This window comes from Hyphococcus flavus, from assembly GCF_028748065.1.
GTDB lineage: Bacteria > Pseudomonadota > Alphaproteobacteria > Caulobacterales > Parvularculaceae > Hyphococcus > Hyphococcus flavus.
In genome coordinates, this window is record NZ_CP118166.1 from 667,189 (window position 1) to 693,056 (window position 25,868).

Here is a 25,868-nt window from a genome sequence, read left to right on the forward strand (position 1 = left end):
GAAATTTCTGCGACTTCTAGGCCGCATCGCGGCCAATGCGCTCGCGGCGATACTGGGCGACGCGATCAAGCTGGCTTTGTATGTCCGCCGGACCCGTTGTGATGTTCGCGCCGGTCATTTCTTTCAGCGATTTTCGAACCGGCAAAACAAAATGCGCGACCGTGCCCTCGCCTGGCGCCGATGTCAGCTTCAACACGCCGCCATGCAGGTTTGCGAGCCGATAGGCCATGGAAAGGCCGAGCCCCGTGCCACCTGTTCCGCGTACGCCGTTTTTATGCAACGCCGTGAAACGCTCGCCAAGACGGGCGAGCGCCGTCTGGCTCATGCCGACGCCGGTGTCGATGACGGAAAATTCGATTGCGCCGTCTTTTTCACGAACGCTCAAGGTCACGGCGCCGTCAGCAGTGAACTTCACCGCATTGTTCAAGAGATTGACAATGATGCGCCTTACCGCGCTTGCGTCGAGCATGGTTTCGGGAAGGTCTTCAGCAATTTCGACATTGAGGTCGAGACCGGCCCGCTCTGCTTCCCCGCGCACCATTTCGGCACAGGTTCGCGCCAGCGGCGCCGGGGACGAAAGCGCGGGCGCCAGCTCATATCTCCCGGCATCGAGTTTCGCCCGGTCGAGCATCGCCGCTATCAGGTCTGAGGCATGACCGCCCGTCGCATGTATAAGGTCGGCGTATTCGCGATACTTGTCGTGACCGAGCGGGCCAAAGGCTTCTGCCCGCATGGCCTCGGCAAAACCCATGATCGCGCCGAGCGGGGTTTTCAACTCATGTCCCAGATCAGCAAGCATCGCCGTATCGGGCCGCGCCTCGTCCGCCGCACTGGCTTTATCACTCGCGCCTCGTGACTGGCGAAGCGCTGCAAGCTCCGGCCCGCGATCGCGGAGCAGGGCCGAAAGATCATGCCCGTCCCGCACAAGGGCGATTTCCGTAAAAACCGGCCCTGCATGAGGCCGCAAAAGCCGGAATTTCAAACGCTCGGCCGCCTCCGCCCTTGTGTTCTGGAGCGCGCGCGAAAGCGCCTCTTTCAATGCCGCCCGGTCATCACGGCCGGCAAAATCGAGAATCGACCGGCCTTTCAGGTTGGTTTCGCCGCCAATAAGCGTTCGCGCGCCGTCGCTCGACGCCAAAATCTCGCCGTCGGGGGCAAGGCGCAGCACGGGATCGCCCGATCCGGCGCGCCATTCGGCCCGATCCTTGCGGTTCGATCCGGTAAGAAATGCAAACGGGCGAAAAGCCATGAAAGACCTTGAGTTTCAAACCCCCGCGCCGCACAAGGCCGTGCCTCAGGAGAATCAATTCGTTAACGCCCCTTCACCATGCGCAAATTGACGTTAACAAATGATAAATCAGGAAATGTGGGAAAATATGGCTTTGCACCGCGTCAACCGGTCGAATTTGATAATAATTCGGTTAGGATGGTGAGCGCCGTGTTAATCGGTGGGGCGTTAGCGTGGCGGCTGCTGTGTTGCCGTCATTCAGGGAGAATTCATGTCTCAGTCGCGTAGATGCAAGGGGCCGCGTCAGGTGTCTGTCTCGTACAGATCAGGGTCAAATAACCGGAAAATCCGTCCCGCAGCCGCTCTTGCTGCAATCGTGGCGGGCCTGGCGGCGACGACCGTTTCCGCCGATACGCTTGCCCAGCCAAAAGATAACTCGCTCGAGCGGTCCGCCGCGAACTACATCCGCTTTCGGGAAGACGTCGCCGCCATAGAGGCGATGCCGTTCACCGATGAAGAGGTCACCCGCGAAGCGCACCGGCGCCTGTCCACGCATGATTCAACAGAACTCGCTGGCGGCTGGGTCGCCTACGCCGCGCTGGTGGCGGCCGATTCCCCGGCTTTCGCAGAAGCGATCCAGGACGAGATCAAGAAAAAGTCAAACCGCCGGAAAGGCGTCATCGGCGGCGTCGACGGGCTGATGGCGAACATCGCCCAGGACCCGGCCTATTTGCGAAACCTGTCCGGCGCCGATGAAGCGGTAAGTGCTATCCTCGCCATGTCGGTTCAGGACTCAACGCGTATCGCCGAGCTTGGCGACGCTTTTAAAACGCAAGCTTACGCCATGCAGAAAACAAGCTGGGGCAAGAAACGAATCTCGCCGCCGCAATCGCGTCTCGATGAAGCGGCGAATTATGGCCGCGCACGTGCAAAGCCAGCAACGCCTGTTTTCGAACGGCCTGTTAATGACGGGGTGATGGCGCCAGCGCTCGCCAATGCGCGGCAGGAATGGGCCGCCGACTGGGGCGCCTCCGGCGGCGCCGGACGTGTTTCAGAAAAAAGCGCTGACATCATCATCAACAACATTCTCAATCTCGCCGCGCGTTATTCGACAAACGCACTCAACCCACGACTGGTTGAGGTTTACGCCGCCAATCCGAAATCGGAACGCTGCCTTTCCATGGCGAAGCTGACGCTCGACCAGTGCATCGCGGCGACGCGCACGCCCTATGAGGAGGCGTTCTGTCTTGGCGAACATGGGTTGAATGACGTTGCAACTTGCAATGGCTGGGTCGCGGACGCAGGCGCGAGCTAAGGTCTAGGCTCTTTCTTTGCAGACACATGAAACAGGCCGCTCCCAAAGGCGGCCTGTTTTGCTATGTTACCATGATGGAAGGCTTTGAACTCAACGTTCCGGTGCGCCAGCTCGTCAATGTCGTCACGCTTGCACAGGCCATAATTTTTGCGGCGATGCTTGCGCCGCGGGCGCATCGCGTTTCTCCCGCCGGATGGCTGCTGGTTTCATCCTTGCTCATTCTGGCGACGGTCAAGGCTGATCAACTCTACCAGGGGCTGGGTCTGCTTCATCAGTTTCCTGATCACGGATTTTTGCTGGCGCCGTTTCAGGCGCTGATGACCCCGGCGCTTTACCTTTATGTCTGCGCAAAAACCGATCGGGATTTCAAACTGCATAAAGGCCATCTCTGGCACGCATCGCTGTTTGCGCTGTTTTTTCTATATCTCTTTGTTTTCTATTTCCGTCTCGCGCCAGAGGCGAAAGCAGCCATGATTGAAAGCGGTTTTTCCGGACCGCTTCACAGACTTGTTATTCCCTTGATCGGAGATCTCGTTCAGCTTGGATACGTCATCGCCGCTCTCAGACGCCTTCAAAAATTCGGCGTCTCTCTCGAAAACTGGTTTTCACGCACGGAAGACCGCAACCTCTTATGGCTGAAGCGATTGATGACCTTGTGGGGCGCGATCTTCGTTTTACATGCTGCATGGACGGCGGCGGCTGGGATTTTCGGGGCGGCGCCATTCGCGCGCGGCGTTATGGATCTCTTGAACTTTGCGCATCTCGCCATCGCAAACGCCCTCGCGGCGATCGGATTTACCGACGCCGCCTCGCCAGCGCGAACGGAGCAACCCCGCCCGGCGGAGAAATACGCCGGATCAGCCCTCTCCGCCGATGATCGCGACACGCTGTTTAACAAGATATCGAAAGTAATGACGGATGACGCGCTTTATCTCAGCCCCGATCTTACCCTTCGCGATCTCGCCGAGCGGGCGGGTGCGACGCCGCGCGAGCTTTCAGAAGCGATCAACGGCGCCGGAGGCGTCACGTTTTTCGAGTTCGTCAACCGCGCGCGCGTCGAGCATGCAAGGCGTCTACTTATTGATCAGCCCGGTCTGCAGGTTCTGAGCATCGCCCATCAATCAGGGTTTAACTCCAAAACCGCCTTCAACGAGTCGTTCCGCAAGGCGACTGGCGAAACGCCAACGGGCTATCGCCGACGCGCTTTAGCCGGCAGAACCGTTCAATCCGTCGAAAAACCAGCCTGAACCGCGTTCGCTTGCGCGCGGGCGTATGACTTTTTGCCGTTCCATTCGCATAAATGGTGAAAAATTTAAGCGATGGAGCCTGCCCAATGATTCGATTCTTCAGTCTGTCCCTTTCAGCACTCGCCGCTCTGGCAATGACCGCTCAGGGCGCCCACGCTCTCGATATTGTCACGGCCCCGGATAAGCATGTGTTCGTGAACGACGCCAATCCGGGTAAAGGCTATTACGACGTCATGATCGGGACGATCCTGCTGCGCAATGACGAGGCGGAGGCCGCGACGCTGAAGGGCCTGCATATCGACGTTCTGGGCGGCGAAGGCGAGATTATTTCAAAGTCGCTCCCAGTTTCGGACGTGGTCGCCAAAACCCGGGAATTCGCTGGCATGACCCAGCAAGGGCTTGGCGTTTTTCTCAATTCGCAGGTGCTGAATGAGGGCGGGCCCTCCGCCGTTTTCGGAGATGAAACCAGATTCGCCGGCAGCCCCCAATTGGGGTCAGGCGATATGTTGATCGCAACGGCGCAATATTTCGCCGCAGACTTCGCGCCACGGGCGATCGCGATCACCGCAGTCTATGAGGATGGCGCCGGCCGCATTAATTCCGTTCGGCATGATCTCGCCGTTAAACGCCGCGAACAAAAAATCGATTACATCGCGCCGCTCGACGGCGCCTGGCTGATGCGGGCCTTTCCCAATCTCTTCAGCCATCACCGCTTTATCCCGAGCAATGAATTCGCACTCGATTTTTTCAAAACCGGCCCCGATGGTGCGCTTGATCGCGGCGAACGTTTGAGCGGCGATGACGACTATGGATATGGCGAACCGGTTCGCGCTGTCGCGGACGGTGAAGTTGTGTTTGTCATATCAGGCGAAACGCAAAACGCCGATGCATTGACGCGACGTGAGGGAGAAAACGTAAGCGATGCGCAGGCGCGCATTACACAGTATCAGTTCTCACGGTTTATAGAGGACATACGCTCCGCCGCCGCTGGCAATCTCGTGGTCATTAAACACGAACAGGATGGTCAGACCGAATATTCATCGTATGGTCACCTTGCCTCCGGGAGCGTGAAAGTGAAAACCGGCGACCGCGTTCGTCAAGGCGATGTCATCGCCTCAGTCGGCAATACCGGCGATAGCACGCTTACGCATTTGCATTTCCAGTTGAATGCGGGACCTGATCCGTTCTTTTCCCAAAGCCTTCCCGTAACATTTTCGAATGCACGTCCCGCTTATATCGGACAGGACCCGGGTTTGTTCATGCAGTTCGAGTAACTGAGCGCAGGCCTATACGAGTTCCTTACGCCAGCGCTTTTTTCTTTCGCCGCTTCAGTTTCTTTCCAACCGCCGCAATCGCTTCAATCGCCGGCAAAAGCTCCCGCCCCTCTCGCGTCAGGGAATATTCGACCGATGGCGGCGAGGTCGGCTTGACCTCACGGTCGATGACGCCTTTTTCCTCAAGTTCCTTGAGCCGGGTCGTCAGGATTTTCGCCGAGACCCCCGGCATATCGAGTTTCAGTTCGGAAAACCGCCGCGGCCCGGCGCTGAGATTCCAGATGACGTTTGGCGTCCAGGCGCCGCCGATCACGGAAAGGCATTCCGATAAAGGACAGTCATGAGGCGCTGGCGGGCTCTGGTTTTTGCGCATTTTAAGGGCCATGGGACCGGACTTTCTTCGACGTTATCAGGTAACCAAACGGAAACTCAGTTCTTTAATATCACAAATATATGAAGTTTACAAAAGTAACTCCTGTTCCTAGATGGGCTGCACGACACCCCGTTTAAAGAGGAGAAACAGACATGAAACTTTATTACAAACCCGGCGCGTGCTCGCTTGCCTCTCACATAGCGCTGAACGAGGCTGGCGCTGACTTTTCAATCGAAAAAGTCGACACGAAAGCAAAACGCACGGAAACCGGCGAAGATTTTTTGAAGATAAGCCCGAACGGCTACGTGCCCGCCCTTGAAGTCAATACTGGCGAGATCCTGACCGAAGGTCCGGCGATCCTGCAATATATCGCGGACACCAACAAAGCCGCCAACCTCGCGCCTGAAAACGGAACCGTCGCTCGCGCACGCGTAAACGGCTATCTCAACTTTGTCGGCTCGGAACTCCACAAAGCATTCGGACCGTTTTTCGGCGATACCCCGCTTGAAGGCGCGGCGCGCGAACAGGCCGAGGCTAATGTTGCGCGGCGGTTCAACTATCTCGAAGAAGAACTCTCCGATGGCCGCAAGTTTCTGACCGGCGATCAGTTCACCATTGCTGACGCCTATTTATTCGTGGTCGCAAACTGGACGAGCTTTGCAAAAATCGACCTTGGGCAATGGCCGAATATCGCTTCGTTCGTCGCCCGCGTCGCCGAACGTCCGGCGGTGCAAAAAGCGCTTGCCGCAGAAGGCTTGCTGAAAAAGGCCGCCTAGGCGATGCCTGATCAATTCGCAGCAATCAACGGCGTGCTGCGCAACTATTATGACGGTCTTTATCATTGCGATGTCGCGTTGCTGAAGACCGTCTTTCATGAAAACGCGCATTACCACACGACATCGCCCGGCGAGCATCTTCACTATGACATGGAGACTTATTTCGGCGTCATCGCAGAACGAATGCCGCCCGCCGCCGGAGAGGCCTATGGCTACGAGGTTGAAACAATCCGCTTTGCCGGAAACGATACCGCGTTCGCCATCCTCAAATGCGAGATGATGGGTAAGCGCTTTACGGACTTTCTGTCATTCATTCGCGAAAACAATGAATGGCGGATTGTTGCAAAAGTTTTTCACTATGACCTGATTGAGGGAGAAGCCTGATGCCTTACGTCAATATAAAGATCACCCGTGAAGGCGGGACGACGCCTGAACAAAAAGCCGAACTGATTAAGGGAACGACCGACCTGCTGCAGCGCGTGCTTGATAAAAACCCCGCGACTACTTTCGTCGTCATTGACGAGGTGGAGATGGAGGACTGGGGCGTTGGCGGCCTGCCAGTAGAGGAATATCGAAAGCGCGCTACATAAAAAACCGCCGGCGCGAACCGGCGGTTTTAGAGTTACAATCGCCCGGCGCTCTAGCCCGGTTTTTTCATCGTCACGAGCTGAACGGTCAGTTGCGGCCCGCCGGAGATCAGGTTGACGTTCGTCATGCGATCATCCTTGACGAAATTGATCCGCTGCATCTGCGGCGTCGGTTGGTCGGACGCTTCTTCCGTCCAGCCTTTAGCGCCAAGGGAACTGCGTAGCTTCGACAGCGTTTCCTCAACGCTGTCATCGGTCATGGCGTTGACCATGAAGCCGTCAACGCCCGGCGCGGGGCTAATGGCCATCACAGACCAATTATCATCAACGGAAACGTCGGATGGAAAATTGTCAGGCAGCGACAGATTACTGCCCACTGTCGCACCGCCCATGCCGTTGTTGATTTTGACGCTCGCGACCTCGCCTTTGTCGTCAAGCTCCACATCCGCATTGACGCCATGGCGCTTGGCCATATCCTCGATCTGTTTTTCGCGGGCTTCCTCGCCGCCGCCGCCGCAGGCCGCCAGTAAACCGGCGCCAGCGGCTATCGCAGCAAATCTGGTTACGTTTTTCACAGGATATCCTTCCCCTCATTAAAAAAAAATGCAGTTTAGGCCGTGCCGGGCTTGAACCGCAATAGAAACAAAACCGGCGCCGCGGGGGAGAGAGAACTTGCGGCGCCGGCTCATGCTCTGGCGATACGTGTGTGCAGTCGCCAAATCAGTGACTATCGCATATCAACGAAGTCGTATTTCTCACCTGATTGCGCTTGCGCGGGATGAGCTTCTGCGCCGCTGACGCCTGAAGCTTTATTCTCTGCACGGCGCATTTTTTCGCGACCCAATGCGACTTGCTCCTCACCATTGCGCAAAGCAGACGCGGCGGCGGCGATTCTGGCTTCAGCTTCGCGAACGCGGTCTGTCGCCTTGCCAAGCGCCTCGACATCGTCTTTCCAGTCATCAAGCGCTTTGTCAGCAAGCTTCATTGCGCTAGCGCCTTCGCCAGGCGTCTTCGCAAGACCGATGCGGCCTGAGACAGTTACGAATTGGGCGCGCCGATCTTCGGATATGGCTGTAAATTTAGCCTGCTTTTCTTCCGCCTTGCGCAGATCCTTGCGCGCCGATTTGTCTAGCTTTTGCGCGTCTTCTATCAACGCAAGGCCAGCATATTCCTGACGCTTTCCATCTTCCCACATACTGGCGAGTGATGAGGCGTTGTCAGCTTGGCTCATGGTAATTTCCATAGGCGCGGTGATCGTCTTGATCTTGCCGGCGTGGGCGGCGAGCGGTGCCGCCGCAAACAAAAGCGCCAGAACAGTGGAATTGATCAATCTATTTTTCATCATGGCCTCCTGTAGGCTCGAAATTTCGGGAGCATCCCGTCCGAGACCGGATATTGGGTCTAGCTTTAATTTATTCAAACGAATATAATCGCATGATAATATCGATTTTCGCGAATTATAGATTATGGACGTCATACAGGCAAAAACATTCCTCGCAATCGTTGAAGGGGGAAATTTCCTCGCCGCCGCCCGGCGCGTACACGTCACCCAATCAACAGTGAGCGCACGCATCAAAGCGCTCGAAGACCAACTCGGCAAACCGCTGTTTGTGCGTTCGAAAGCTGGGTGCGCGCTGACGCCAGCGGGCCACCAGTTTCATCGTTACGCGCAATCCATGGTGAGGGCCTGGGAAGAAGCAAAACACCAGGTCGCCGTGCCGGACGGATTTGACGAAACGCTGATAGTGGGCGGGCAATACAGTCTGTGGAACAGGCTGCTTCTGCGATGGGTGCCGGCTTTTCAATCGGCCGCGCCGCGTGTCGCATTACGTTGTGAAATCGGCATGCCTCAGCGACTCATGCGCGAGATGACCGAGGGCGTCATTGACCTCGCCGTCATCTACAGGCCTGAACATCGGCCTGGCGTGAAAGTCAAAGAATTGTTCGAAGACAGATTAATTCTTGTCACCGCCGACCCTATGCTGCCGGTGGAAGAAAATTATATATTTATCGACTGGGGTGATGCATTTCGTGAAGCGCATGCGCTGTCATTCTCTCATCTTCACAATCCGGGCCTCACCCTCGACCTTGGCGCGCTTGGCGTCAATCTTTTGATCAGCCGTAAAGCGTCGGGTTACTTTCCCGAACGGATCGTGCAGCCGCACATCGACAGCAAACTTCTGACCCGCGTTGATGACGCGCCGACATTTTCCTATCCGGCATATGTAGTTTATCAGGAAAATTTTTCTTCCCCGGAAGTCATGCTGACCGCGCTGAGACTACTTGAAGAGACTGCAGAACAGGCTGTGACGGGTTCCCTTCCTCCGCCCTTCTGGACCTGACAAAGATAGCGCCCAGCCGCATTGCCAAATCCTGACCGGGCCCCTATCTCGGACCTATGGCGACTTTTGAAGACATCCGCAGCGATTTTGAGTTCCTCGACGAATGGGATGACCGGTACAAGTATCTGATTGATCTTGGCCGTAATCTAGAGCCGTACCCTGATGACAAACGTGACGATGCTCATAAAGTGCGTGGTTGCGCCAGCCAGGTCTGGCTGCATGCGGATGCTTCCGGTGAGACGATTGTTTTAAAAGGCGATTCTGACGCCCATATCGTCAAGGGGTTGGTCGCACTCCTGCTCGCGCTTTATTCCGGCAAGTCCGCAAGCGACATATTAAGCACCAATCCCGAAGCTGAACTCAAACCTTTTGACTTAACGGACCATCTGACGCCGCAGCGTTCAAACGGGCTGCATTCCATGATCGGCCGCATCCGCGAAATCGCCGAAATGCAATCTGCGGACAACAGGCCCTGACACTCTAATCCCGGTGCTATTTCCGGCGCACCCAAATCATTGTTGCTCGCATGAGACGAGTCGTTGATGCATTGCGATGAAACGAAGCCGCCTGTCGATTTTTGTCGCAGCCGCAACTTCCTATAACGTCTGCACAAGAGACAGTATTCGGACTCAATGAAAAGGCGAGCCATGAAACAACTTGCATCTTCCGCTGCAGTATTTTTCCTCGCGCTTTCGGCAAATGCACTGGGGCAAGCGCCATCCATCACGGCCGATGGCGGCTTTGCGGCGACGGCTCTCACAGAATGTAAAACAGACCTTCGTTACCTTAATCAAGTCACAGGTTGGCAAGTGACCTGGCCGCGCCAATGGGCGGGCGTCGCGAACCGTGATGACGGTTTCACGGAAGCAGCAGTTGAGTGGCAGGATGCGCCGCAAGCGCTGGACGCGCTGATCGGCAAATTACGCGCTGGCATTGACAATGATGAAACGGCGCCCCGTCCTGTCGTTCTGCGCGTAACACAGCAGATAAGCGATCTCGCCAGCGATCTTGAAACAATGAACCCTCGGTATTTCTCCGAGAGCAAGAACGCAAAGCCCTGGAACGGCTTGCTGAGTGTTAGGGTGGCGCCAATGCTGCGCATGTTGGAAAGCTTTCTAACAGAGGAGTATCTGCCTGCTGCAAAGGGCACGCCGGGATTGTCGGGCATTGCAAATGGCGAAGCATGCTTTCGCAATGCGGTGGAGTTCTGGACGACGCTCACGCTGACAAAAGAAGAGATAGAATCCATCGGGCGCCGGATGCTGGATGACGCTCGAACAGATCTCGCCGCCACGGCGCGCCTGGACGAAACAGCAGATGACGTGATGCACCGCCTGCGTGACGCGCAAAATGCAGACGATACGACAGAAGAAGAACTGATCGCCATTTCACAAGCAGCGCTGGACCAGGCGCACGATACAGTGTTGGGAGCCTTTTTATATCAGCCGCCGCGGCGGATCGTTGTTGAACCGATGGCGAACCACCTGCAGGCTTCCGCGCCGGCTGGTTATTACCGCCCGCCCCAAGGCGACGGGCCTGCTGGATACATTATTAATCCGTCACGGCCGGGCGAGCGCCGGTTAATGGCTGAAGTTATCGCCTTTCATGAAGGCGTGCCGGGCCATCATCTGTTTTTCGACTACCCACGAGACAGGGAGTCTTCCGGTTTTAATGCTGGACTATTGGAAGGCTGGGCCATTTACGCCGAATATGTTGCTGATGAAATGGGCCTCTATTCCACGACGCTCGATCGTCAGGGCATGATGACAAAACATCTCTGGGCGGCGAGCCGCTTGCTGGTCGAACCCGGACTGCATCTTGGCGGATGGACGCGAGAAGATGCGATCGGCTTCATGCTCGACAATACCGTTCTCTCACGCACCGAAATTGAAATCGAAGTTGACCGGTATATCGCCATGCCTGGCCATTCGCTGAGCTATATGCTTGGCGCCGACTTGATACTAACCGAACGCGAGCAAGCAAGAGAAATGCTGGGAGAAAAGTTCGACATCAAAGACTTTCACGATGTCGTTTTATCTCCAGGCGTTCGACCGCTGCCGCAAGTGAGAACGGATGTTCGCGCTTGGGTTCAAAGGGTAAATGAGTAGACTATGCGAACTTAAAATGTTCCGCTGAAAGTCAGCCGCACATTGCCGCCGTTCTGATTGCCGCGCATTTCGCGAAACAGAGCGACGCCGCTCGCGCGGGTCATGTCAAACACCGTCCTGTCGCGTTTCACATTGACGTTCAAAATATCCCCTGCCGCCAGCCTTACCTTTACGCCCTTGATGGCGGTTGTTTCGATGAACGCATCAAGCTCCGGCTTGGGAAAGGAAAACGTCGTGATTTCATCGAGACCGAAATTGGTTTCCTTGCCGGACTTATAAAGCCCCCAACCCCAACTGAATTTCCGCTCCGGGAAATCCTGGCGAAAATCGACATCGATGGAATAAGGCGAAATAAATGAAAACTCGCGGTCGACGCCCGTGACGGGATCGGTCACGGAGGATTCCTGCATCATTCCGGTGGTTTCAAGCCGGGCGTTTTTGAGCCCCAAAAAATCAAGCGGCGCAGTCAGCGCGATTTCACCACCCCAAACCTCGCCATCGCCGATATTGCCTGGCACTTCGGCGCCGCCGCCAATCGGGAGCAAGTCTTCGACGTCATTGACGTAATTATAAAATCCCGAAAGTTTGATCACGCCGATATCGCCAAACCGCTGCTCAAAAGACGTTTCAAAAGCCCATGTGCGCTGCGGCTGCAAATCCGGATTGCCGAAATCGACATCCTCATCGTCGAAATTCACGGAGCTGACGAATTCATCAAAATCTAGCTGATTAACGCGCCGTTCAGCGTTAAAACGCACCTGTGTTTGCGGCGTGAATGAATAGGCTAATGCGAGCGACGGTTTTGGATAAACAAAGAAGCGTGCGTTTTCAGAATCGCCGGACTGAGAGATGCTGGAAAGCTCAACCGCCATGCCGATATCGAGAGTTGCTTTTTCGCTTAGGGTCCAACTGTCCTTGGCAAAAGGTTCGCCCCGCAATTCCGATACGCGCGTGTTGGCGCCATTGATAACCTGCGGCGTCAATACGCCTGAACCATCATCAACAAAAAACTCGACGGCGCTTTCAATGAAATTCTTGGCGATTTCACCACCGAACTGAATATTATGCCGATCGAGACCGTTAAAGCCAAACTCAACGCGGCCGATGGTTTCGCCGATATCGCGATCAGAGATGAAAAGCGACTGAACTGGCGTACCGGCAGCTGGCGTAAACTCAAAACGGCTTTCGAAGTTTTCAAACTCGCGCTCGTAAAGGCCGATAAGTTTTATACTGAAGCTGTCTGTAATGTTGTGCTCGTAATCGCCGCCGACTTCAAACCCGTATTCTTCATAGTCAAACGGAAAGAATGCGATATCCGGACCATCCATTGCTGGAAATCGGGTCTCTGTCGTCTCTTCGAGGGAATCGAACCAATCGCCTTCAATATTCAAATGCGCAATGTCGCCGTTTGCCAGTGCGTATTCCAGATTCAAGTTTCCGCCGACGCCTTTTTCCTTGTACTGTCCGCGCCGCTGACGCAGTTCGTCATCGCCAAAAAATCGCGTGATCTGCTCGTCGCCGCCATAACGGAGCCTGGCGGCGAAACCGTTCGCGCCAAGTGTATATTTCAGCCCGCCTATTCGGCCGATATAAGAGATCTCGCCGCCCGGCGTGACGCCGCCATCGGGCCGACGCTTCAAGATATAGAATTCCCACGGAGACGGAGTTGAACTACCGGCGCCCTGTTTCTGTACGACATTCACAACAACAGACTGCCCGCCCACATCGAGCCCGCCAGTGCCGCCGCGAATAAGTTCGATATGTTCGATATTGCCGGCGCCGATGCGGCCGAGAATTTCAAAAATGTCAGCCGATTTCGTGCTTGGCCTTTGTCCGTCAATCAAGACGTTGCCTGCTGCGCCGCCAAATCCGCGCACCTGGTCGCCCGCATCGATTGAAAATCCCGGCACGCGCTGAACCATGTCGAGCGCCGTGATAGGATTGAACTGTGAAAAATAACCGGGGAGATAAATCACCCGGCCATTGACCGTGCAAGTTTGGGCGCCGTCAGGGCAAACAGACTGTTCTGTTTCCTGTGCATGAGCGCCGGTGAAAGAAATGAAGGCGACGCAAGCAGTATTTAAAAGCACTGATCGGGAGGTGCGGCGTTTCGTTTTTTGCAGGAGGTAGGCCTCACGACTGCTGCGGCTGATGTTTGCACCAGCGCGCGAGATACACAAAATCATGAAGCCCCTCACAAAACCAAAGTAACGCGACTAGATCGCGACAACTGTCGCATACCTTTGACGGCATCCCTGCATTAAGAAAAGCATGCAAAGGATAAGGCGACGTTATTCCGCGATGAAACGTTCAGGAATATTGCCCGTATCTTTGTTGCATCGCAGTCTATTCCAACCCGTTGCGGACGGTGAGCCTTCCTTTCTCTTCGGTTCGGGGCTGTAAAAGCCCAGCCTCACAGAGCGCCTCAAGCCGGTCGCGCAATCGCCGCTCCATGAAATCAAGCTGCATTTCAATGACAGGGCTGTCGCGGCTGTCCTCAACATTGATGCAAGCGTGGCTAACCGTGGATCTGTCGCGATAGTATTCAATGGCGACCTCGTTGAGCGTCAACCGGCCAATTACATGCGACAGATACATGGCGACCTGCCGCGCCTTTGCAAGGCCAATGCTGCGGCGGTCATTCGCCAAAAGTTCCGCATGCGGAATACCATATGCTTCACAAACGACTTCTTTCGACAGGCGCGCGATCAGTTTTACTTTTCGGCGCGCAGCACAATCCGATTTCTTCGGCATTGAGCGCCCTCCCGCAAGCAACCCGCCGTTCGAGCGGGCTGTTTACGCAAGACGATAAGAGCAGTCTGGCTATTGAGGATAAGTTTTCGGAATTGGTTTATTATTGATTAGGCGTTTTACTATTAACACGCTGCACTTTCTTTTACGCCAAGAAAGACAGTATCAGGACCAACGCCAGTAAAACTGCGGTCCACAGCGCCATAAAGCCGATTGGCCATGACCGCGACATCTGACCCTCCGGCCCGTGAACATAGTAAATGCGCTCCATCAGCGCTTGTATGCGGCCGGAGAAAATCCCCCATAGCGCGTTCCATGTTGCGCGCGACGCACCAGTTACCCAGCCAAGAAACGCCCGGCCCGGCACGCGCCAGAACCAGTCAGTGTCCAGGTTGGTGGACGGCACTTCGGCCGGATACCACTTGATCAGCACCAGCACGGCAAAGGCGAGCACCGCCCAGAGCAATAGCTGCAACTGTTCCACCAGATGATAGGCCGAGTATGGGTGATAACCGGCAATAGCTTCCTGGTCTGGCATCAGGGCGTAGAGCGGATCGGGGTAAACGCCGATGCCGATGCAGAGGACGGCGGCGATACCCATGGCGATCAGCATAGGCATGGGCGCTTCCTTCGGGCGCTTGCCGCTGTCATGGGCGAAGAACGTGAAGAACGGAATTTTGATGCCCGCATGTTCAAGAACGCCGGCGGAAGCAAAGAGCAGCACCAGCCAGATCCAGAACATGTGCGCCTCACCGGCGGCGTTGATGATCAGCCCCTTTGTGACGAAGCCGAGCGTGCCGGGGAATGCAGAAATCGACAGGGCGCCGACAATACAAAGCCCCATGGTGATCGGCATAGTGCGGTAAAGCCCGCCAAGCTCGGTGGCTTTCGACGTGCCGGTGCGGAACATGGCCGCGCCGAGCGCCATGAACAAAAGCCCCTCGAAAATGATGTTGCCGAACGCGTAACCGGCGGCTCCGTTAATGGCGCCGAAGCCGATGGCGACCACCATGAAGCCGACCTGGTTATTGATAGAGTAGCAAAGAACCTTGCGAAGATCGTTTTCAATGAGGGCAAAGAAAATCGGGAACAGCGTCATCACCGCGCCGATATAAATCAGCTCGTTCGTGCCGGGGAAGGCGCGCGCCAGCGAATAGACCGCCAGCTTGGTCGTGAAGATCGAGAGAATGATCGCGCCGGTGATGGTCGATTTCGGGTAAGAGTCCTGCACCCAGTTGTGCAGCAGCGGGAACGCCGACTTGATGCCGAAGGCGAGAAACATGACCAGCCCGGCGAATTTGATAGCGCCGCTTTCGTCGCGCAGGCCGATGAAATCGAACGCCAAGTCTTTGGTTTCGTTGAAGATCAGTACAACGCCCGCCAGCAGCAACACGCCCGACAGGATCTGGATCGACAAATAGCGCATGCCGGAGAGGTAAGTGACGCGCGTGCCCGGCGCCCATACGAGGAAGACAGAGGTGATCGCCGCCATCTCCCACCAGAAGAACAGCGTGATGAGATCGCCGGCCAGCACGCCGCCAAGCGCCGCCGCCGGATAGCCGAGCGTTGCAAAATTCTGCGCGCGGTCGCGCTGGCCCCACGCGTAGATGACGTTGAGCGCAATGGCGATGTGAAAAACGACTGCAAATATCCGCGACAATCCGTCGACGCGCACCGTAGTCAGTTGCTGACCGAACAACTCCAGCCCGCCATATTCGCCAAGACCGAGCGTATAAAGCTTGATCGCCGAAAGCGCCGTCACCAGCAGCATCCAAACGCCAGCCAGGTGACGCGGCAGCGCCAGCAAGACGAACGCGCCGACCGTCAGGATGACAGCCGGATTGGCGAGGAGAGCGTCGAACAGCGCCGTCATCTATTCACGCTCCTCATAATAATCTTCCTTGCGGCCGACGAGCTTGCGCAAGTGCTGGCCGGCAAGAACGATAAACATGAACGCGGCAAAGCCCCACACGGCGAAAAAGACGCCCCAATGTTCCTGAGGGAAATGCGGATGCGGGTTCTGGAACGCCGGCACGAAACCCGCGACGACCGCGAGAACGCACGAGACGATCAACACGCCGAGAAACGCATTACGGAAGCCTTTGGTATCGGCCCAGCCAGGTTTTTCATCGGGGTTATGGTGATGTTCGGTCATTACTGGCCCCCGATCAACGGCGTGAGGAATTGGTAAAGCGGGTCGGCGAAGAAGAAGAGAATAAACGCACCAGTTGCTGTGAAGATCGGCGGCAATACACATAACAGCGGCGCTTCTTTCAAGCTCCCCCATTTGATGCCTTCGCCCCCTCTTCCACTTTCATTGACCCCCTGCGGTTTCACACCCTCTTCGGCCGGGCTCATGTAAAACGCCTGCACGGGGATTGAGAGGAGATAGATCACGTTCAAAATCGACGAGATCATCAGGACAATGATGATGAGAAGCTGTCCGGCGTCAGCCGCGCCCAGCATCAAAAAGAATTTTGGCCACGATCCGGCGAGCGGCGGCAAGCCAATGATTGACATGGCGCCAAGAAAAAACGCGCCGAAGGTGAACGGCATCACCCGGCCCATCCCGCGCAGTTCCGACACCAGCGTCTTGTGGTGCGCCACATAAACAGCGCCGGCGCACATGAAGAGCGTCATCTTGCCGAGTGCGTGGGCCGCGATCTGCGTTGCGCCGCCCATGACGCCCATGGAGGTCGCAAGCATCGCCCCGAGCGTGACGTAAGAAAGCTGCGACACCGTCGAATAGGCGAGCCGCGCTTTCAGATTATCCTTGTGCATGGCGATGGCGGAGGCGAGCAATATCGAGCCCGCCGCGATCCACATAAACGGAATGCTGGCGCCGGTTTCAGCCAAAAAGTCGACGCCGAAAATATAGACGGCGACCTTGAGGATCGAAAAGACGCCCGCTTTGACGACCGCAACTGCGTGCAGGAAAGCCGAGACCGGCGTCGGCGCCACCATGGCATTCGGCAGCCACGGATGCGCGGGCATTAAAGCCGCCTTGCCGATGCCGAAGGCGTAAAGGCCGAGCAGAATGGCGGCGATGGGCTCAACCGCTTCCTTGTGATCCATCATGATGCCGCCGAGAACGAAATCCGACGTGCCGGTGATTGCGTAGGTCCAGACAATCGCCGGCAATAACAGACCGATGGACGTCGCCATCAGGACGCCGAGGTAAACACGTCCGCCGCGCCGCGCGTCATCGTTGCCCTTGTGGGTTACCAGCGGAAACGTCGACAGCGTCAACACTTCATAGAAGATAAAAAGCGTGAACAGGTTCGCCGCGAACGCAACGCCTATGGCGGCGGAGATTGCCACGGCGAACGACATATAAAAGCGCGTCTGGTGCTTTTCATTGCCGCCGCGCATGTAGCCAATGGCGTAAACCGAATTGACCGCCCAAAGCCCGCTCGCGATCAGTGCGAACATGGCGCCCAACGGTTCCACCGAGAAAGCAATGGGCAGCCCGTCGATGACTTCGAGCATCGTAAACTCGGGCCGCGCGCCGCCAGCGACGCTCACGAAAACGGTAATCGCCAGCGACAACAATATCGCCGCCGTAACAAGCGTCGCGCCCTCGCGCAGGTTTGGTTGCTTGTCCAAAAGCCAGATGGCAAAGCAGCCGACGAGCGGTACGGCCAGCGCTAACGGTATGGCGAGTTCGGGCGCGATCATGGCGCGCCTCCCGCCGTCAGCATCAGCGCTTCAGCCGCGCGCTGGGCGAGACCGCCGGTCAGATCCGTGCGCATGCCGAAATAGATGTTGGCGATCACCAAAATCCACATCGGGACAAGCATGGCGAGCGGCGCTTCCTCTTTCGGGATAGCGTATTTGCCCTCTTCCGCCGGCTCTTTCAGCAACATCACCTCGGCGATGCGGCCAACGTAAACAAGCGCGATCAGCGACGAAGCGACAATCAAAAAGCCAGCATACCAGTGACCGGCGGAGAACGCCGCATCGAGCAGATACCATTTGGAAATGAAACCGACGGTGAGCGGCACGCCGATCAGCGACAGACCGCTTAAGATAAACGCCCAGGTCGTCACGGGCATGCGTTTCGATAATCCGGCGAACGCGTGAATGGAACTCGACCCCGCGCGCAAAACAACGCACGCCACGGCCATGAAGAGCGCGCCCTTCATCAGCGCGTGATTGAAAACGTGAACAAGGCTCGCCGTCAGTCCCTCAACCGTTGCGAAGGAAAGCCCCAGCAGCATGTAACCGATCTGACCGACTGACGAATAAGCCAGCATGCGTTTTACGTCGTCCTGAAAGACCGCGACCATGGACGCGATGAACATGCCGGCTAGTCCCAGCGGCAACAGGACGTAAGTGAACGCCGCGCCGATAAAGGCGAAGTCGAAATTGAAAACCGAAAAGAAAAACCGGATCAGCACATAGACGGCGACCTTGGTGGCTGTCGCCGCCAGAAACGCCGACACCGCCGACGGCGCATATGTGTAGGCGTTCGGCAGCCACAGGTGCATGGGGAACATGGCGAGTTTCAGCCCCATACCCACGAGGATGAAGGCAAAGCCCGCCTGCACCATGCGGTTGTCCTGACCGATCAGGCGCTGATGCAGGTCCGCCATATTGAGCGTGCCGGTCGCCTGATAGAGAAGCCCGATGCCAATGACAAAAAACGTCGCGCCAATCGTGCCCATGACGAGATAGTTGAAAGCGGAGGTAAGTGCGCGGCGGTCGCGCCGGGCGCCCATGGCGATCAGCGCGTAAGTCGACAGCGATGAAATTTCCAGGAAGACGAAAACGTTGAACGCATCGCCGGTTATGGTGACGCCCAAAAGCCCGGTCAGGCAGATCAGCATGGCCCCGTAAAAGAGCGGCGCCTGATCCGCATCAATTTCCGCACGAACGGAATGATAGGAAAAGGCAAACACCAGCGCTGCAACGCCTGAAACCAGGAACAAGACGAGCGCGTTGGCGAGGTCGACACGATATTCGATACCGATGGGCGGCGCCCAGTCGCCGAGATGATAGGAAATCATCCCGTCATTGGAGACCGTGACGAGAAGCCAGGCCGCAGCCGCAAATGTGATCCAGCTAATCAGTGACGCCCACGCCCACGGCAGACGCGGTTTTGGCAACAATAGCGTCAACGGCGCTGCAATCAGCGGTATGATAATCGGCAGAACGGGAAGTTGAGCAATCAAACTCATGACGCCCTCGCTTCCGCGACGTCACCGAACTCCGCCACATTATCCATGGTCTCGAGTTCGTCTTCTTCAATCGTGCCATAAGCTTCACGAATGCGCACGGCGAGTGCGAGGCCAACCGCCGTGGTCGCAACGCCGACCACAATGGCGGTGAGGATCAAGACATGCGGCAGCGGGTTTGAGTAGATCACCTCGCCCAGCGACGAATGGTCGGCAACCGCATTCGCGGCGTCCGCGCCGTGGAGACTGTCGCCAACCTGAAAACCAGCATCGGCGCCATGGGGCGGTATCTTGTCCGCTTCACTTAAGATTTCGTTTGAAATTTTCGATGCGCCATCGGCGGGCGCACTGTGCAAACCCGGCTCAAGCGCAGCCGCTTCGCCTGGTTCAACATTCCTGAGCGCTTCTTTCAGATCGTTGGCGGGCAGGTCGTTCTGAATTTTTGAGTGCAGCGCGACCGATTCTTCAGCACCTGAGTCGGACACGGTTTGCGCCGCCTCATGACCACCCTCCTCTGGAGCGCCGTGCAAGCCTTGTTCTCCATGCCCGGCTTCTTCGCCGCTGTGACCATCGCCCCCATGGCCTTCCCCGTGACCTTCCGCAGCGTGATCCAGCTCGCCGCCGATATAGATGGGCGCCGTGCCGCCGGCGATCTTGCCAATGGTAATGTAAAAAATGAAAACAGACGTCTGAAACAGATTCAAACCGACGATTTTTTTAACCAGATTGCCGCGCGCATAAACGATATACAAACCGGTCATCATCAGCACAATGACGATCCAGTAGTTATAGCGTTCCAGAATAAATTCGACCCAGGGTTCCATCACGCCTACCAGTCTTCCTGATCGATATCAGGCTCGCGGCCCGTAAAGTGATAGAAAATCGTCAGCATGGTCGACGCAACGGTGACGCCGACGCCCCATTCGACCAGCAAAATCCCGTAATGCTGACCGGCATGGTGGGTGGATTGGGGGTCAATCTCCGTATAGGCGAGGAAGTTGCCGCCGAGCAGCAAAGTCGCAACGCCCGTGCCTGCATAGAACATCAAACCCAGGACCATGGCGATGGTTAGCGCCTTTTGCGGCAGCACTTTTTTCGTCTCAGCAAGTCCGAAACAAAAAGCATGCAGAATAAACGCGACAGCGAAAATAACCCCGGCCTGAAAACCGCCGCCCGGCCCGTAATCGCCGTGAAACTGCACATAGAGCGCGAACAGGATGATCGGCGCGAATAAAAGCTTGGTGGTGACTTTGAGAATGAGATGATCCATCAGGCGGCCTCATTCTTGTCGGCATCGACGTCGGAAACTTCACGACCGCCACGCACGGAACCGGCGCCAAGCAAGAGCATCACCGCAACGCCCGCTGTGAAAATCACCATCACTTCGCCAAGCGTATCAAAACCGCGATAGCTCGCCAGCACGGCGGTCACAATATTCGGAACGGCGATGTCGTTTGGGGTTTGCTCGACATAGGCCTGCCCCACATGCGCGTTCGCTGGCGCTGCTCCATCGCCGAAGGCCGGCATATCAATTGTCGCGTAAATAAGCGCGGCTCCCGCCGCGATCACAACCGCCAGCGCAACCGGTGCGCGACCAGGCGTTATCGGCTTCTCGCGGCGCGCCGTAAGAAGCATCCCTGCGAGCATCAGCACGGTGGAAACGCCGGCCCCCACCGCAGCCTCGGTAAACGCCACATCAACCGCATCAAGCGAGACAAAAAACGCGGCGGACAACAATGAATAAATACCCGACAGCATGACAACAGCAAACAAATGCCGTGAACGGAGCATCGCAATCGCCACCAGCACCATCATGGTGAGGAGCGAAAGATCGAGCCAAACGGATGGCGAAAGTTCCAGATGATAGCCGGTCACTTGCCGTCTCCGTCATAACGCAGATCTTTGCCCTGCATGGGCTTGAAGCCGGTCATCCAGGCCGCGTGTGCGATGGCGTGGGTCGCAACGGGAGATGTCAGGAATAAAAACGCACCGATAAAGGCGAGCTTGGCTACAAGGAGCCAGCCGCCGGGGTAACCAGTCGCCTGAAGCATCATGCCTATGATGATGAGTTCGGCGCCGCCCGTATCGGTGACGCCCGCTGCATGGATGCGGGAAAAGAAATCCGGAAACCGGACAAGACCGATGGCGCCTGAAACAATGGCGATCCCGCCGGTAATCATCAGCGCCCAGGAGACGATGTCGCGAACGATGTAAAAGTCGATCATGCCCCTTTGCCTCCCGTTGGCTCCGCTGGTGCGCCCTTGGGCGTGCGGTAGGAAAAGAACCGCAGGATCGCCAGCGTGGCGGTGAAATTGATCAGCGCATAGAGCAGCGCAATGTCGAGAAAATCGGGACGGCCAGTGATGAAACCCATCAGGCCGATCAGCAGAACCGTTTTCGTGCCGAAAGAGTTGCCTGCAAGCACGCGATCGTAAAGCGACGGCCCGGCAAAGGCGCGCACAAGCGCGAGAATCATAGCAGCGATGACAGCAGCGATAGCAATTGCGAACACTGCCCTACGCCTCCCGCTCAATCTTCGCGACGCGGCGCCCCATGTCCGTTATAGCCGCGACATCGGCGAGGTCTTCGGTCAGTGCATGGACGAGAATTTCATTCTCTCTCATGTCAACGGATACGGTTCCCGGCGTCAGGGTGATGGAGTTGGCGAACGTCGCCTTGCCGACGCTCGATTTCGGCGGATTTGGAACAAGGAACAGTTTTGGCGACAGCTTGGGCTCCACCGCCAGCGCCTGGCGGATCACTTGCATATTCGCCTTGCCGATCTCCCCGCCGAGCCAGACCCAGTAAAGAAGCAAGCCTGGGAAAAGGCCGCCCGGAACGCTGTCATTGTCGATAATATGCGCGCGGCGCGCGAGATAAGCGGCGAACAGCACAGAGCCTGTCCCGAATGCGAGCAAGAGCGGCTTGTCGAAATAGCCCGACAAAAGGAGCCAGAGCGCCGCCAGCGCAATAACAAGGATGATAAACCGCCCCATCAGCCCTCTTCGAGAACCCCTGTTCAATCCTTGGGGCCAGCAAGATGCTGAACCCGACCTTCATGATTAGCCGTCGCGAGATACGCCTTACTGCGGGAGCGGCTTGATAGAAAGCGCGCTATTCCGCCGCGACGACGGCGAGAAGTGCGGCGAATTTCGCAGATTTTGCGCGGAAATCAACGGGTTGACCTGCAAAACAGGGACAAAACCGGACGAGAATCGGCCTATTGTTTGATTAGCCTATAGGTCTTTTCGAGCCTCCACGCCGTATCAGGCGCGGAGCGGGTTTCGACTTTCAACCGGATTTCAGTTTCCGTGAATTTTTCCCACACGATCCTGCGCAAGGCGCCTTCCGCTTCGAAGTACGCCTGCAGATTGTATGCGGTAAACTCGTCCTTGATGGCGAGGTCGGGCGCATGGCGGAAAACCGCACCCTCACCAGCTTCATCGGACACATAGTATTCATGCGTCGTTCCCGGCTGATCATCGAGCGTGTAGAACATCCACTTGCCGCCGGTCGCGTTATAGCCGACGGCGACAAAAGTCTTGATGTCATTGGCGTCCATTACGCCCATGACGCCGCAACCGTCGAGCGCAAGGCCTGCCGAAAACGTTGCGGGGGATACGGCGCCGCTTGCATCTGCGGTTTCGCCTTGCCACACGCCTTGAAGATTATTGAACGCACCGTGCGGTTCCTCAGTACACAAATTTTGTCCGTGCACGCCCGGAAACGGCGTCCCTGCGGGACCATAGGGATCAAGAGCACGCAAAGCGTGGAAATCAACCACATACCAGGTCGACCAGGTTGCGCCTTCATCTGCTGTATTTGACCCGTCCCAGCGAAAACCAACGCCCGGACGAATGTCGGTAAAGTTATAGCGCCGATGCTGAATGTTAAATTCGCCCTCGCCGTCAGGGCGGCGCACGATGGAATACATGCTGAGACGGCCATGATATTCTTTCCCGATTAATTGATCCATGAAACCGGACCCGTTCCCGCCAGGTCCCGGCCAGTTTTGCGCCATCACCCAGCGCTCCCGCGCAGGATCGAAATAACGAATCGAAAAGCCGCGCTGACTTGCCTCTTCCGGGTTGTCGCGAGCCCAGGCGAGTTCAATGAGCGCCTTCCCCCCAAGAATTGGAAATACCCGTCCCCTGGTCCAGCTTCCTTCTTTTTGATGATAGAATTCGCCTTGTGGTTTAGCGCGCCAGTTGGCTTCGCCTTCGCCGATCCAGAAATCGAATTGGCGATGAATTGGCGCGCTCCATTCGTCGCTTATGTCAGCACCAAGCGCTTCACGCCATGAACTGGCTTCTTGCGCGGACGTATCCGCGCTGCTTGTGGATACGCATGCGGATGCGCCATAATACGCCAAAGCGCACAGGAGATGTTTTTTCATAATCCCGCTCCGGAATGACTGGCGAACACCCTATCGCCCGCTTTCTGGAGGCCAATGCCCCCGGGCGCGCAAGGCTTGAAAAAGGCAATTTAGGCAACGCAAATATGTTGTTACTGACAAAAACACCGTCCGCTGAATCGGGCCTGGAAAATTATTACGAGCGACAGGCTCGGGAAGGCATGGTCCATTCCAGCATGATGTGCGGCGAACGTTTTGAACTGGCGGATAATTACAATGAGGACTGGGCGTCGCCAGCCATCACCTGGGCCGCCGGCGGGAAAGAACAATATCTTTTTTCCAACAGCGACACGATTACCGTTCGATCTGCAGGCGCGTTGATCATCGCCCGTGAAGCCCGATACGCCTACGCCGCTTCGAACGAAAACTTCCGCTCTAACATGATCACGTTCCCGCGTTGGGTTGTGGAAGCCGCAAAGCATGACGCGCTTGATCCGATAAAGCGCAACGACACGACACTGGCGACAGCTTTGTTCCTGCCCGACGATACAACGCAAAGCCGCATGAATACGATTGCAAGCCGTTGCGCACACGGGTTTGACGATGAGTCATGGTACATGGAGCAAATCGCACTTTTATACAGCGAACTCATCGACCACCAGGATATGAGGATCGCGTCCCGGGACAAAATAAACGCCACAAAAAAATCGACCCGGGCAGAGCTCGCTCGCCGGGTCGAGCGTGCGCATCATTACATGCTCGAAGCGTTTCACAATACTCACCTCGATATCAACGAATTATCGAAAGCCGCCTGCCTTTCACCTTACCACCTTATTCGCGTCTTTAAGGCTGTGACCGGCCAGACTCCGATGCGAAGGCTGGCCGCTATTCGCATGGAAGCAGCATTGCGATTGCTGCAATACACTGCCATGAAGACGGCCAAGGTGGCGAACGCCGTCGGCTATTCTGACCGGACGGCGTTTTTTAAAGCCTTCAAATCGCATTACGGCTGCGCGCCGTCTGCAATAGACCGCATCAACTGATCTTTGCCCATAGAACGGAGCTGGAATGTTGTTAGGACGAATACTCATTGCTGCATTGTTTTTCATCATTGCCGGGCTTGCGTGGTTCATCTGGCCTTTTTACGGATTTTACGCCCATCAGGGCGAAGCGCCTTTCCCGCCATGGGGATGGATCGAATTTGAAGGCGCCGATGCGCCTGCAATGCAGGATGTATTGGATGAAAACTACGCTGTTGCGGGCGAAAAGGTTCTCGCCGCGATGAAAGAGCATCGGCAAACTATCGGCGCCCCGGCGATGACGGCGGCGGTTTCCGTCGAAGGCGAAGTCGTCTGGCAAGGAGCCGTCGGGTGGGCTGACATCAGAAAAAAGAAACAGGCGACGCCGAACACGATCCTGCGTATTGGCAGCACGTCAAAGGCGGTGACAGCGACAGCGCTTGCAAGATTGGTCGATCGGGACGTGATTGATCTGGACGCGCCTATTTCGACATATATGGACGATTTGCCAAACCCCGAATGGAAAACAATCACCCCGCGAATGCTGGCGTCCCACATGGCGGGCGTGCCGCATTATGGCGACAATCAGGATACCGCGGGAAAGCTTAAGACCGGGACCCTTAAGCATCACTATGCCGATGTGCGTGATGCCCTAGAGATTTTCGATGAGAGCCCGTTGTTGTTTCCTCCTGGAGAAAACTTCGAATACTCCTCTTTAGGAACTGTACTGCTTGGCGCTGTCATGAGTGAAGCGGCAGGCAAGCCTTATCGTCAGATCATCCAAGAAGAAGTAGTCGAGCCAGCGGGAACAACATCCATGATTGTTGCGCCCATGCGCGCCGGCGCAAACGAAAACCTCGCCACATTTTATTATATTGATGGCGATCGATATCGCGAATGGCGCCCGATTGACCTGTCTCACCGTCTTCCCGGCGGCGGCTGGGCGGCAAGCTCAGCCGATCTTGTGCGGATTGGCGCGTTGCAATTCGATGAAAATTTCATTTCAACTAAAACACGCACCGAATTCTGGACGCCGCAAAAGCTGAATTCCGGCGAGGTCAACGAACAGGACTACGCAATCGGTTGGCGCTGGCGTGAATGGGAAGTTGACGGCGTCGGACTTGCCAGGAACGCGAACCATGGCGGCGTCTCGCGCGGCGCCCAAAGCTGGCTGCTTGTTTTTCCGGACTATGAAATGGCAATCGCTTTCAACATCAATTCAAAGACAGACGAATTCAGCGAATTTGGCGGCTTTTACCAGACGATCTTTCGTGAATTCGCTCTGGCTAAAAATCAAACGCAATAAGACGTATGGCG

The 25,868-nt window shown here is 56.3% G+C and carries 28 protein-coding genes; 11 read left to right on the forward strand and 17 right to left on the reverse strand.

The features are described from left to right. Positions 1 to 16 precede the first annotated feature (16 nt). A complete protein-coding gene (locus PUV54_RS03270; RefSeq protein ID WP_274494118.1) occupies positions 17 to 1,249 on the reverse strand; it encodes a sensor histidine kinase in 1,233 nt (410 codons plus the stop codon). A gap of 250 nt (positions 1,250 to 1,499) precedes the next feature. Between PUV54_RS03270 and PUV54_RS03275 the strand changes: the two genes are divergently transcribed. The 3 genes from PUV54_RS03275 to PUV54_RS03285 all read left to right on the forward strand — a co-directional run bounded on the left by PUV54_RS03275 (position 1,500) and on the right by PUV54_RS03285 (position 5,064). Beyond that, a complete protein-coding gene (locus PUV54_RS03275) occupies positions 1,500 to 2,543 on the forward strand; it encodes a hypothetical protein (RefSeq protein WP_274494119.1) in 1,044 nt (347 codons plus the stop codon). Between the two features lie 26 nt (positions 2,544 to 2,569). Beyond that, the gene (locus PUV54_RS03280; protein ID WP_274494121.1) at positions 2,570 to 3,790 is read left to right on the forward strand and encodes an AraC family transcriptional regulator; all 1,221 of its coding nucleotides are present in this window, start codon (positions 2,570 to 2,572) and stop codon (positions 3,788 to 3,790) included. An 86-nt stretch (positions 3,791 to 3,876) separates the two neighbouring features. After that, on the forward strand, positions 3,877 to 5,064 hold the full coding sequence (locus tag PUV54_RS03285) for a M23 family metallopeptidase (RefSeq protein WP_274494122.1): 1,188 nt from the start codon (positions 3,877 to 3,879) through the stop codon (positions 5,062 to 5,064). 25 nt (positions 5,065 to 5,089) lie between these two features. On the opposite strand, the gene PUV54_RS03290 is transcribed toward PUV54_RS03285, so the two are convergent. Further along, positions 5,090 to 5,449 (reverse strand): winged helix-turn-helix transcriptional regulator, encoded by a 360-nt coding sequence (locus tag PUV54_RS03290; protein WP_420797888.1) that lies wholly within the window; start codon positions 5,447 to 5,449, stop codon positions 5,090 to 5,092. Positions 5,450 to 5,589: 140 nt separating this feature from the next. Here PUV54_RS03290 and gstA point away from each other — a divergent pair, with 140 nt between their 5' ends. From gstA to PUV54_RS03305, 3 genes are read left to right on the forward strand one after another with little or no spacing between them, the layout of a single operon-like run. Further along, positions 5,590 to 6,213 carry a glutathione transferase GstA gene (gene gstA / locus PUV54_RS03295; RefSeq protein ID WP_274494125.1) on the forward strand — a complete coding sequence of 208 codons (624 nt, stop codon included), beginning with the start codon at positions 5,590 to 5,592 and terminating at the stop codon, positions 6,211 to 6,213. A gap of 3 nt (positions 6,214 to 6,216) precedes the next feature. After that, on the forward strand, positions 6,217 to 6,597 hold the full coding sequence (locus tag PUV54_RS03300; RefSeq protein ID WP_274494126.1) for a nuclear transport factor 2 family protein: 381 nt from the start codon (positions 6,217 to 6,219) through the stop codon (positions 6,595 to 6,597). After that, complete coding sequence (locus tag PUV54_RS03305) at positions 6,597 to 6,803, forward strand: tautomerase family protein (RefSeq protein ID WP_274494127.1); 207 nt, start codon at positions 6,597 to 6,599, stop codon at positions 6,801 to 6,803. The genes PUV54_RS03300 and PUV54_RS03305 overlap by 1 nt, the downstream gene beginning before the upstream one ends. A gap of 50 nt (positions 6,804 to 6,853) precedes the next feature. Here the strand turns inward: PUV54_RS03305 and PUV54_RS03310 are convergent, their stop codons facing one another. Both PUV54_RS03310 and PUV54_RS03315 read right to left on the reverse strand, forming a co-directional pair. Further along, a complete protein-coding gene (locus tag PUV54_RS03310; protein ID WP_274494128.1) occupies positions 6,854 to 7,375 on the reverse strand; it encodes a hypothetical protein in 522 nt (173 codons plus the stop codon). Between the two features lie 152 nt (positions 7,376 to 7,527). Then, positions 7,528 to 8,142, reverse strand: coding sequence for a hypothetical protein (locus tag PUV54_RS03315; RefSeq protein WP_274494129.1), 615 nt, complete (start codon positions 8,140 to 8,142; stop codon positions 7,528 to 7,530). Positions 8,143 to 8,266: 124 nt separating this feature from the next. On the opposite strand from PUV54_RS03315, the gene PUV54_RS03320 reads away from it, so the two are divergent. From PUV54_RS03320 to PUV54_RS03330, 3 genes are all read left to right on the forward strand, one after another. Next, the gene (locus PUV54_RS03320; protein ID WP_274494131.1) at positions 8,267 to 9,142 is read left to right on the forward strand and encodes a LysR family transcriptional regulator; all 876 of its coding nucleotides are present in this window, start codon (positions 8,267 to 8,269) and stop codon (positions 9,140 to 9,142) included. Between the two features lie 56 nt (positions 9,143 to 9,198). Continuing rightward, positions 9,199 to 9,618: a SufE family protein gene (locus tag PUV54_RS03325; RefSeq protein WP_274494132.1), complete on the forward strand. Its 420-nt coding sequence runs from the start codon at positions 9,199 to 9,201 to the stop codon at positions 9,616 to 9,618. 171 nt (positions 9,619 to 9,789) lie between these two features. Further along, positions 9,790 to 11,250 (forward strand): DUF885 domain-containing protein, encoded by a 1,461-nt coding sequence (locus PUV54_RS03330; RefSeq protein WP_274494134.1) that lies wholly within the window; start codon positions 9,790 to 9,792, stop codon positions 11,248 to 11,250. A gap of 11 nt (positions 11,251 to 11,261) precedes the next feature. On the opposite strand, the gene PUV54_RS03335 is transcribed toward PUV54_RS03330, so the two are convergent. The 13 genes from PUV54_RS03335 to PUV54_RS03395 all read right to left on the reverse strand — a co-directional run bounded on the left by PUV54_RS03335 (position 11,262) and on the right by PUV54_RS03395 (position 23,574). After that, positions 11,262 to 13,436, reverse strand: coding sequence for a TonB-dependent receptor domain-containing protein (locus PUV54_RS03335; RefSeq protein WP_274494136.1), 2,175 nt, complete (start codon positions 13,434 to 13,436; stop codon positions 11,262 to 11,264). Between the two features lie 160 nt (positions 13,437 to 13,596). Then, a complete protein-coding gene (locus PUV54_RS03340; RefSeq protein ID WP_274494137.1) occupies positions 13,597 to 14,004 on the reverse strand; it encodes a helix-turn-helix domain-containing protein in 408 nt (135 codons plus the stop codon). Positions 14,005 to 14,146: 142 nt separating this feature from the next. Further along, positions 14,147 to 15,874: a Na(+)/H(+) antiporter subunit D gene (locus PUV54_RS03345; protein WP_274494139.1), complete on the reverse strand. Its 1,728-nt coding sequence runs from the start codon at positions 15,872 to 15,874 to the stop codon at positions 14,147 to 14,149. Next, complete coding sequence (locus PUV54_RS03350; RefSeq protein WP_274494141.1) at positions 15,875 to 16,156, reverse strand: hypothetical protein; 282 nt, start codon at positions 16,154 to 16,156, stop codon at positions 15,875 to 15,877. After that, on the reverse strand, positions 16,156 to 17,679 hold the full coding sequence (locus tag PUV54_RS03355; protein ID WP_274494143.1) for a proton-conducting transporter transmembrane domain-containing protein: 1,524 nt from the start codon (positions 17,677 to 17,679) through the stop codon (positions 16,156 to 16,158). The genes PUV54_RS03350 and PUV54_RS03355 overlap by 1 nt, the downstream gene beginning before the upstream one ends. Then, positions 17,676 to 19,181, reverse strand: a complete 1,506-nt coding sequence (locus PUV54_RS03360) for a monovalent cation/H+ antiporter subunit D family protein (protein ID WP_274494144.1) — start codon at positions 19,179 to 19,181, stop codon at positions 17,676 to 17,678. The genes PUV54_RS03355 and PUV54_RS03360 overlap by 4 nt, the downstream gene beginning before the upstream one ends. Then, on the reverse strand, positions 19,178 to 20,002 hold the full coding sequence (locus tag PUV54_RS03365; RefSeq protein WP_274494145.1) for a sodium:proton antiporter: 825 nt from the start codon (positions 20,000 to 20,002) through the stop codon (positions 19,178 to 19,180). The genes PUV54_RS03360 and PUV54_RS03365 overlap by 4 nt, the downstream gene beginning before the upstream one ends. Positions 20,003 to 20,007: 5 nt before the next feature. Then, the gene (locus PUV54_RS03370; RefSeq protein ID WP_274494147.1) at positions 20,008 to 20,448 is read right to left on the reverse strand and encodes a Na(+)/H(+) antiporter subunit B; all 441 of its coding nucleotides are present in this window, start codon (positions 20,446 to 20,448) and stop codon (positions 20,008 to 20,010) included. Beyond that, positions 20,448 to 21,053 carry a DUF4040 domain-containing protein gene (locus tag PUV54_RS03375; protein ID WP_274494148.1) on the reverse strand — a complete coding sequence of 202 codons (606 nt, stop codon included), beginning with the start codon at positions 21,051 to 21,053 and terminating at the stop codon, positions 20,448 to 20,450. The genes PUV54_RS03370 and PUV54_RS03375 overlap by 1 nt, the downstream gene beginning before the upstream one ends. After that, on the reverse strand, positions 21,050 to 21,403 hold the full coding sequence (gene mnhG, locus PUV54_RS03380; protein WP_274494150.1) for a monovalent cation/H(+) antiporter subunit G: 354 nt from the start codon (positions 21,401 to 21,403) through the stop codon (positions 21,050 to 21,052). The genes PUV54_RS03375 and mnhG overlap by 4 nt, the downstream gene beginning before the upstream one ends. Next, positions 21,400 to 21,654, reverse strand: coding sequence for an MrpF/PhaF family protein (locus tag PUV54_RS03385; RefSeq protein ID WP_420797933.1), 255 nt, complete (start codon positions 21,652 to 21,654; stop codon positions 21,400 to 21,402). The genes mnhG and PUV54_RS03385 overlap by 4 nt, the downstream gene beginning before the upstream one ends. Before the next feature lie 40 nt (positions 21,655 to 21,694). Next, positions 21,695 to 22,174, reverse strand: coding sequence for a Na+/H+ antiporter subunit E (locus PUV54_RS03390; protein ID WP_274494153.1), 480 nt, complete (start codon positions 22,172 to 22,174; stop codon positions 21,695 to 21,697). 224 nt (positions 22,175 to 22,398) lie between these two features. Beyond that, positions 22,399 to 23,574 carry a hypothetical protein gene (locus PUV54_RS03395; RefSeq protein ID WP_274494154.1) on the reverse strand — a complete coding sequence of 392 codons (1,176 nt, stop codon included), beginning with the start codon at positions 23,572 to 23,574 and terminating at the stop codon, positions 22,399 to 22,401. 104 nt (positions 23,575 to 23,678) lie between these two features. On the opposite strand from PUV54_RS03395, the gene PUV54_RS03400 reads away from it, so the two are divergent. Both PUV54_RS03400 and PUV54_RS03405 read left to right on the forward strand, forming a co-directional pair. Continuing rightward, positions 23,679 to 24,575, forward strand: coding sequence for a helix-turn-helix transcriptional regulator (locus PUV54_RS03400; RefSeq protein WP_274494155.1), 897 nt, complete (start codon positions 23,679 to 23,681; stop codon positions 24,573 to 24,575). 25 nt (positions 24,576 to 24,600) lie between these two features. Further along, on the forward strand, positions 24,601 to 25,857 hold the full coding sequence (locus tag PUV54_RS03405; RefSeq protein WP_274494156.1) for a serine hydrolase domain-containing protein: 1,257 nt from the start codon (positions 24,601 to 24,603) through the stop codon (positions 25,855 to 25,857). The last annotated feature ends 11 nt before the right edge of the window (positions 25,858 to 25,868 follow it).

Coding starts and splice junctions, on each gene's coding strand:
- PUV54_RS03270 (WP_274494118.1), bottom strand. CDS start 1,249: ATGGCTTTTCGCCCGTTTGCATTTCTTACCGGATCGAACCGCAAGGAT.
- PUV54_RS03275 (WP_274494119.1), top strand. CDS start 1,500: ATGTCTCAGTCGCGTAGATGCAAGGGGCCGCGTCAGGTGTCTGTCTCG.
- PUV54_RS03280 (WP_274494121.1), top strand. CDS start 2,570: ATGAAACAGGCCGCTCCCAAAGGCGGCCTGTTTTGCTATGTTACCATG.
- PUV54_RS03285 (WP_274494122.1), top strand. CDS start 3,877: ATGATTCGATTCTTCAGTCTGTCCCTTTCAGCACTCGCCGCTCTGGCA.
- PUV54_RS03290 (WP_420797888.1), bottom strand. CDS start 5,449: ATGGCCCTTAAAATGCGCAAAAACCAGAGCCCGCCAGCGCCTCATGAC.
- gstA (WP_274494125.1), top strand. CDS start 5,590: ATGAAACTTTATTACAAACCCGGCGCGTGCTCGCTTGCCTCTCACATA.
- PUV54_RS03300 (WP_274494126.1), top strand. CDS start 6,217: ATGCCTGATCAATTCGCAGCAATCAACGGCGTGCTGCGCAACTATTAT.
- PUV54_RS03305 (WP_274494127.1), top strand. CDS start 6,597: ATGCCTTACGTCAATATAAAGATCACCCGTGAAGGCGGGACGACGCCT.
- PUV54_RS03315 (WP_274494129.1), bottom strand. CDS start 8,142: ATGAAAAATAGATTGATCAATTCCACTGTTCTGGCGCTTTTGTTTGCG.
- PUV54_RS03320 (WP_274494131.1), top strand. CDS start 8,267: ATGGACGTCATACAGGCAAAAACATTCCTCGCAATCGTTGAAGGGGGA.
- PUV54_RS03325 (WP_274494132.1), top strand. CDS start 9,199: ATGGCGACTTTTGAAGACATCCGCAGCGATTTTGAGTTCCTCGACGAA.
- PUV54_RS03330 (WP_274494134.1), top strand. CDS start 9,790: ATGAAACAACTTGCATCTTCCGCTGCAGTATTTTTCCTCGCGCTTTCG.
- PUV54_RS03335 (WP_274494136.1), bottom strand. CDS start 13,436: ATGATTTTGTGTATCTCGCGCGCTGGTGCAAACATCAGCCGCAGCAGT.
- PUV54_RS03340 (WP_274494137.1), bottom strand. CDS start 14,004: ATGCCGAAGAAATCGGATTGTGCTGCGCGCCGAAAAGTAAAACTGATC.
- PUV54_RS03345 (WP_274494139.1), bottom strand. CDS start 15,874: ATGACGGCGCTGTTCGACGCTCTCCTCGCCAATCCGGCTGTCATCCTG.
- PUV54_RS03350 (WP_274494141.1), bottom strand. CDS start 16,156: ATGACCGAACATCACCATAACCCCGATGAAAAACCTGGCTGGGCCGAT.
- PUV54_RS03355 (WP_274494143.1), bottom strand. CDS start 17,679: ATGATCGCGCCCGAACTCGCCATACCGTTAGCGCTGGCCGTACCGCTC.
- PUV54_RS03360 (WP_274494144.1), bottom strand. CDS start 19,181: ATGAGTTTGATTGCTCAACTTCCCGTTCTGCCGATTATCATACCGCTG.
- PUV54_RS03365 (WP_274494145.1), bottom strand. CDS start 20,002: ATGGAACCCTGGGTCGAATTTATTCTGGAACGCTATAACTACTGGATC.
- PUV54_RS03370 (WP_274494147.1), bottom strand. CDS start 20,448: ATGGATCATCTCATTCTCAAAGTCACCACCAAGCTTTTATTCGCGCCG.
- mnhG (WP_274494150.1), bottom strand. CDS start 21,403: ATGATCGACTTTTACATCGTTCGCGACATCGTCTCCTGGGCGCTGATG.
- PUV54_RS03385 (WP_420797933.1), bottom strand. CDS start 21,654: ATGATTCTCGCGCTTGTGCGCGCCTTTGCCGGGCCGTCGCTTTACGAT.
- PUV54_RS03390 (WP_274494153.1), bottom strand. CDS start 22,174: ATGGGGCGGTTTATCATCCTTGTTATTGCGCTGGCGGCGCTCTGGCTC.
- PUV54_RS03395 (WP_274494154.1), bottom strand. CDS start 23,574: ATGAAAAAACATCTCCTGTGCGCTTTGGCGTATTATGGCGCATCCGCA.
- PUV54_RS03400 (WP_274494155.1), top strand. CDS start 23,679: ATGTTGTTACTGACAAAAACACCGTCCGCTGAATCGGGCCTGGAAAAT.
- PUV54_RS03405 (WP_274494156.1), top strand. CDS start 24,601: ATGTTGTTAGGACGAATACTCATTGCTGCATTGTTTTTCATCATTGCC.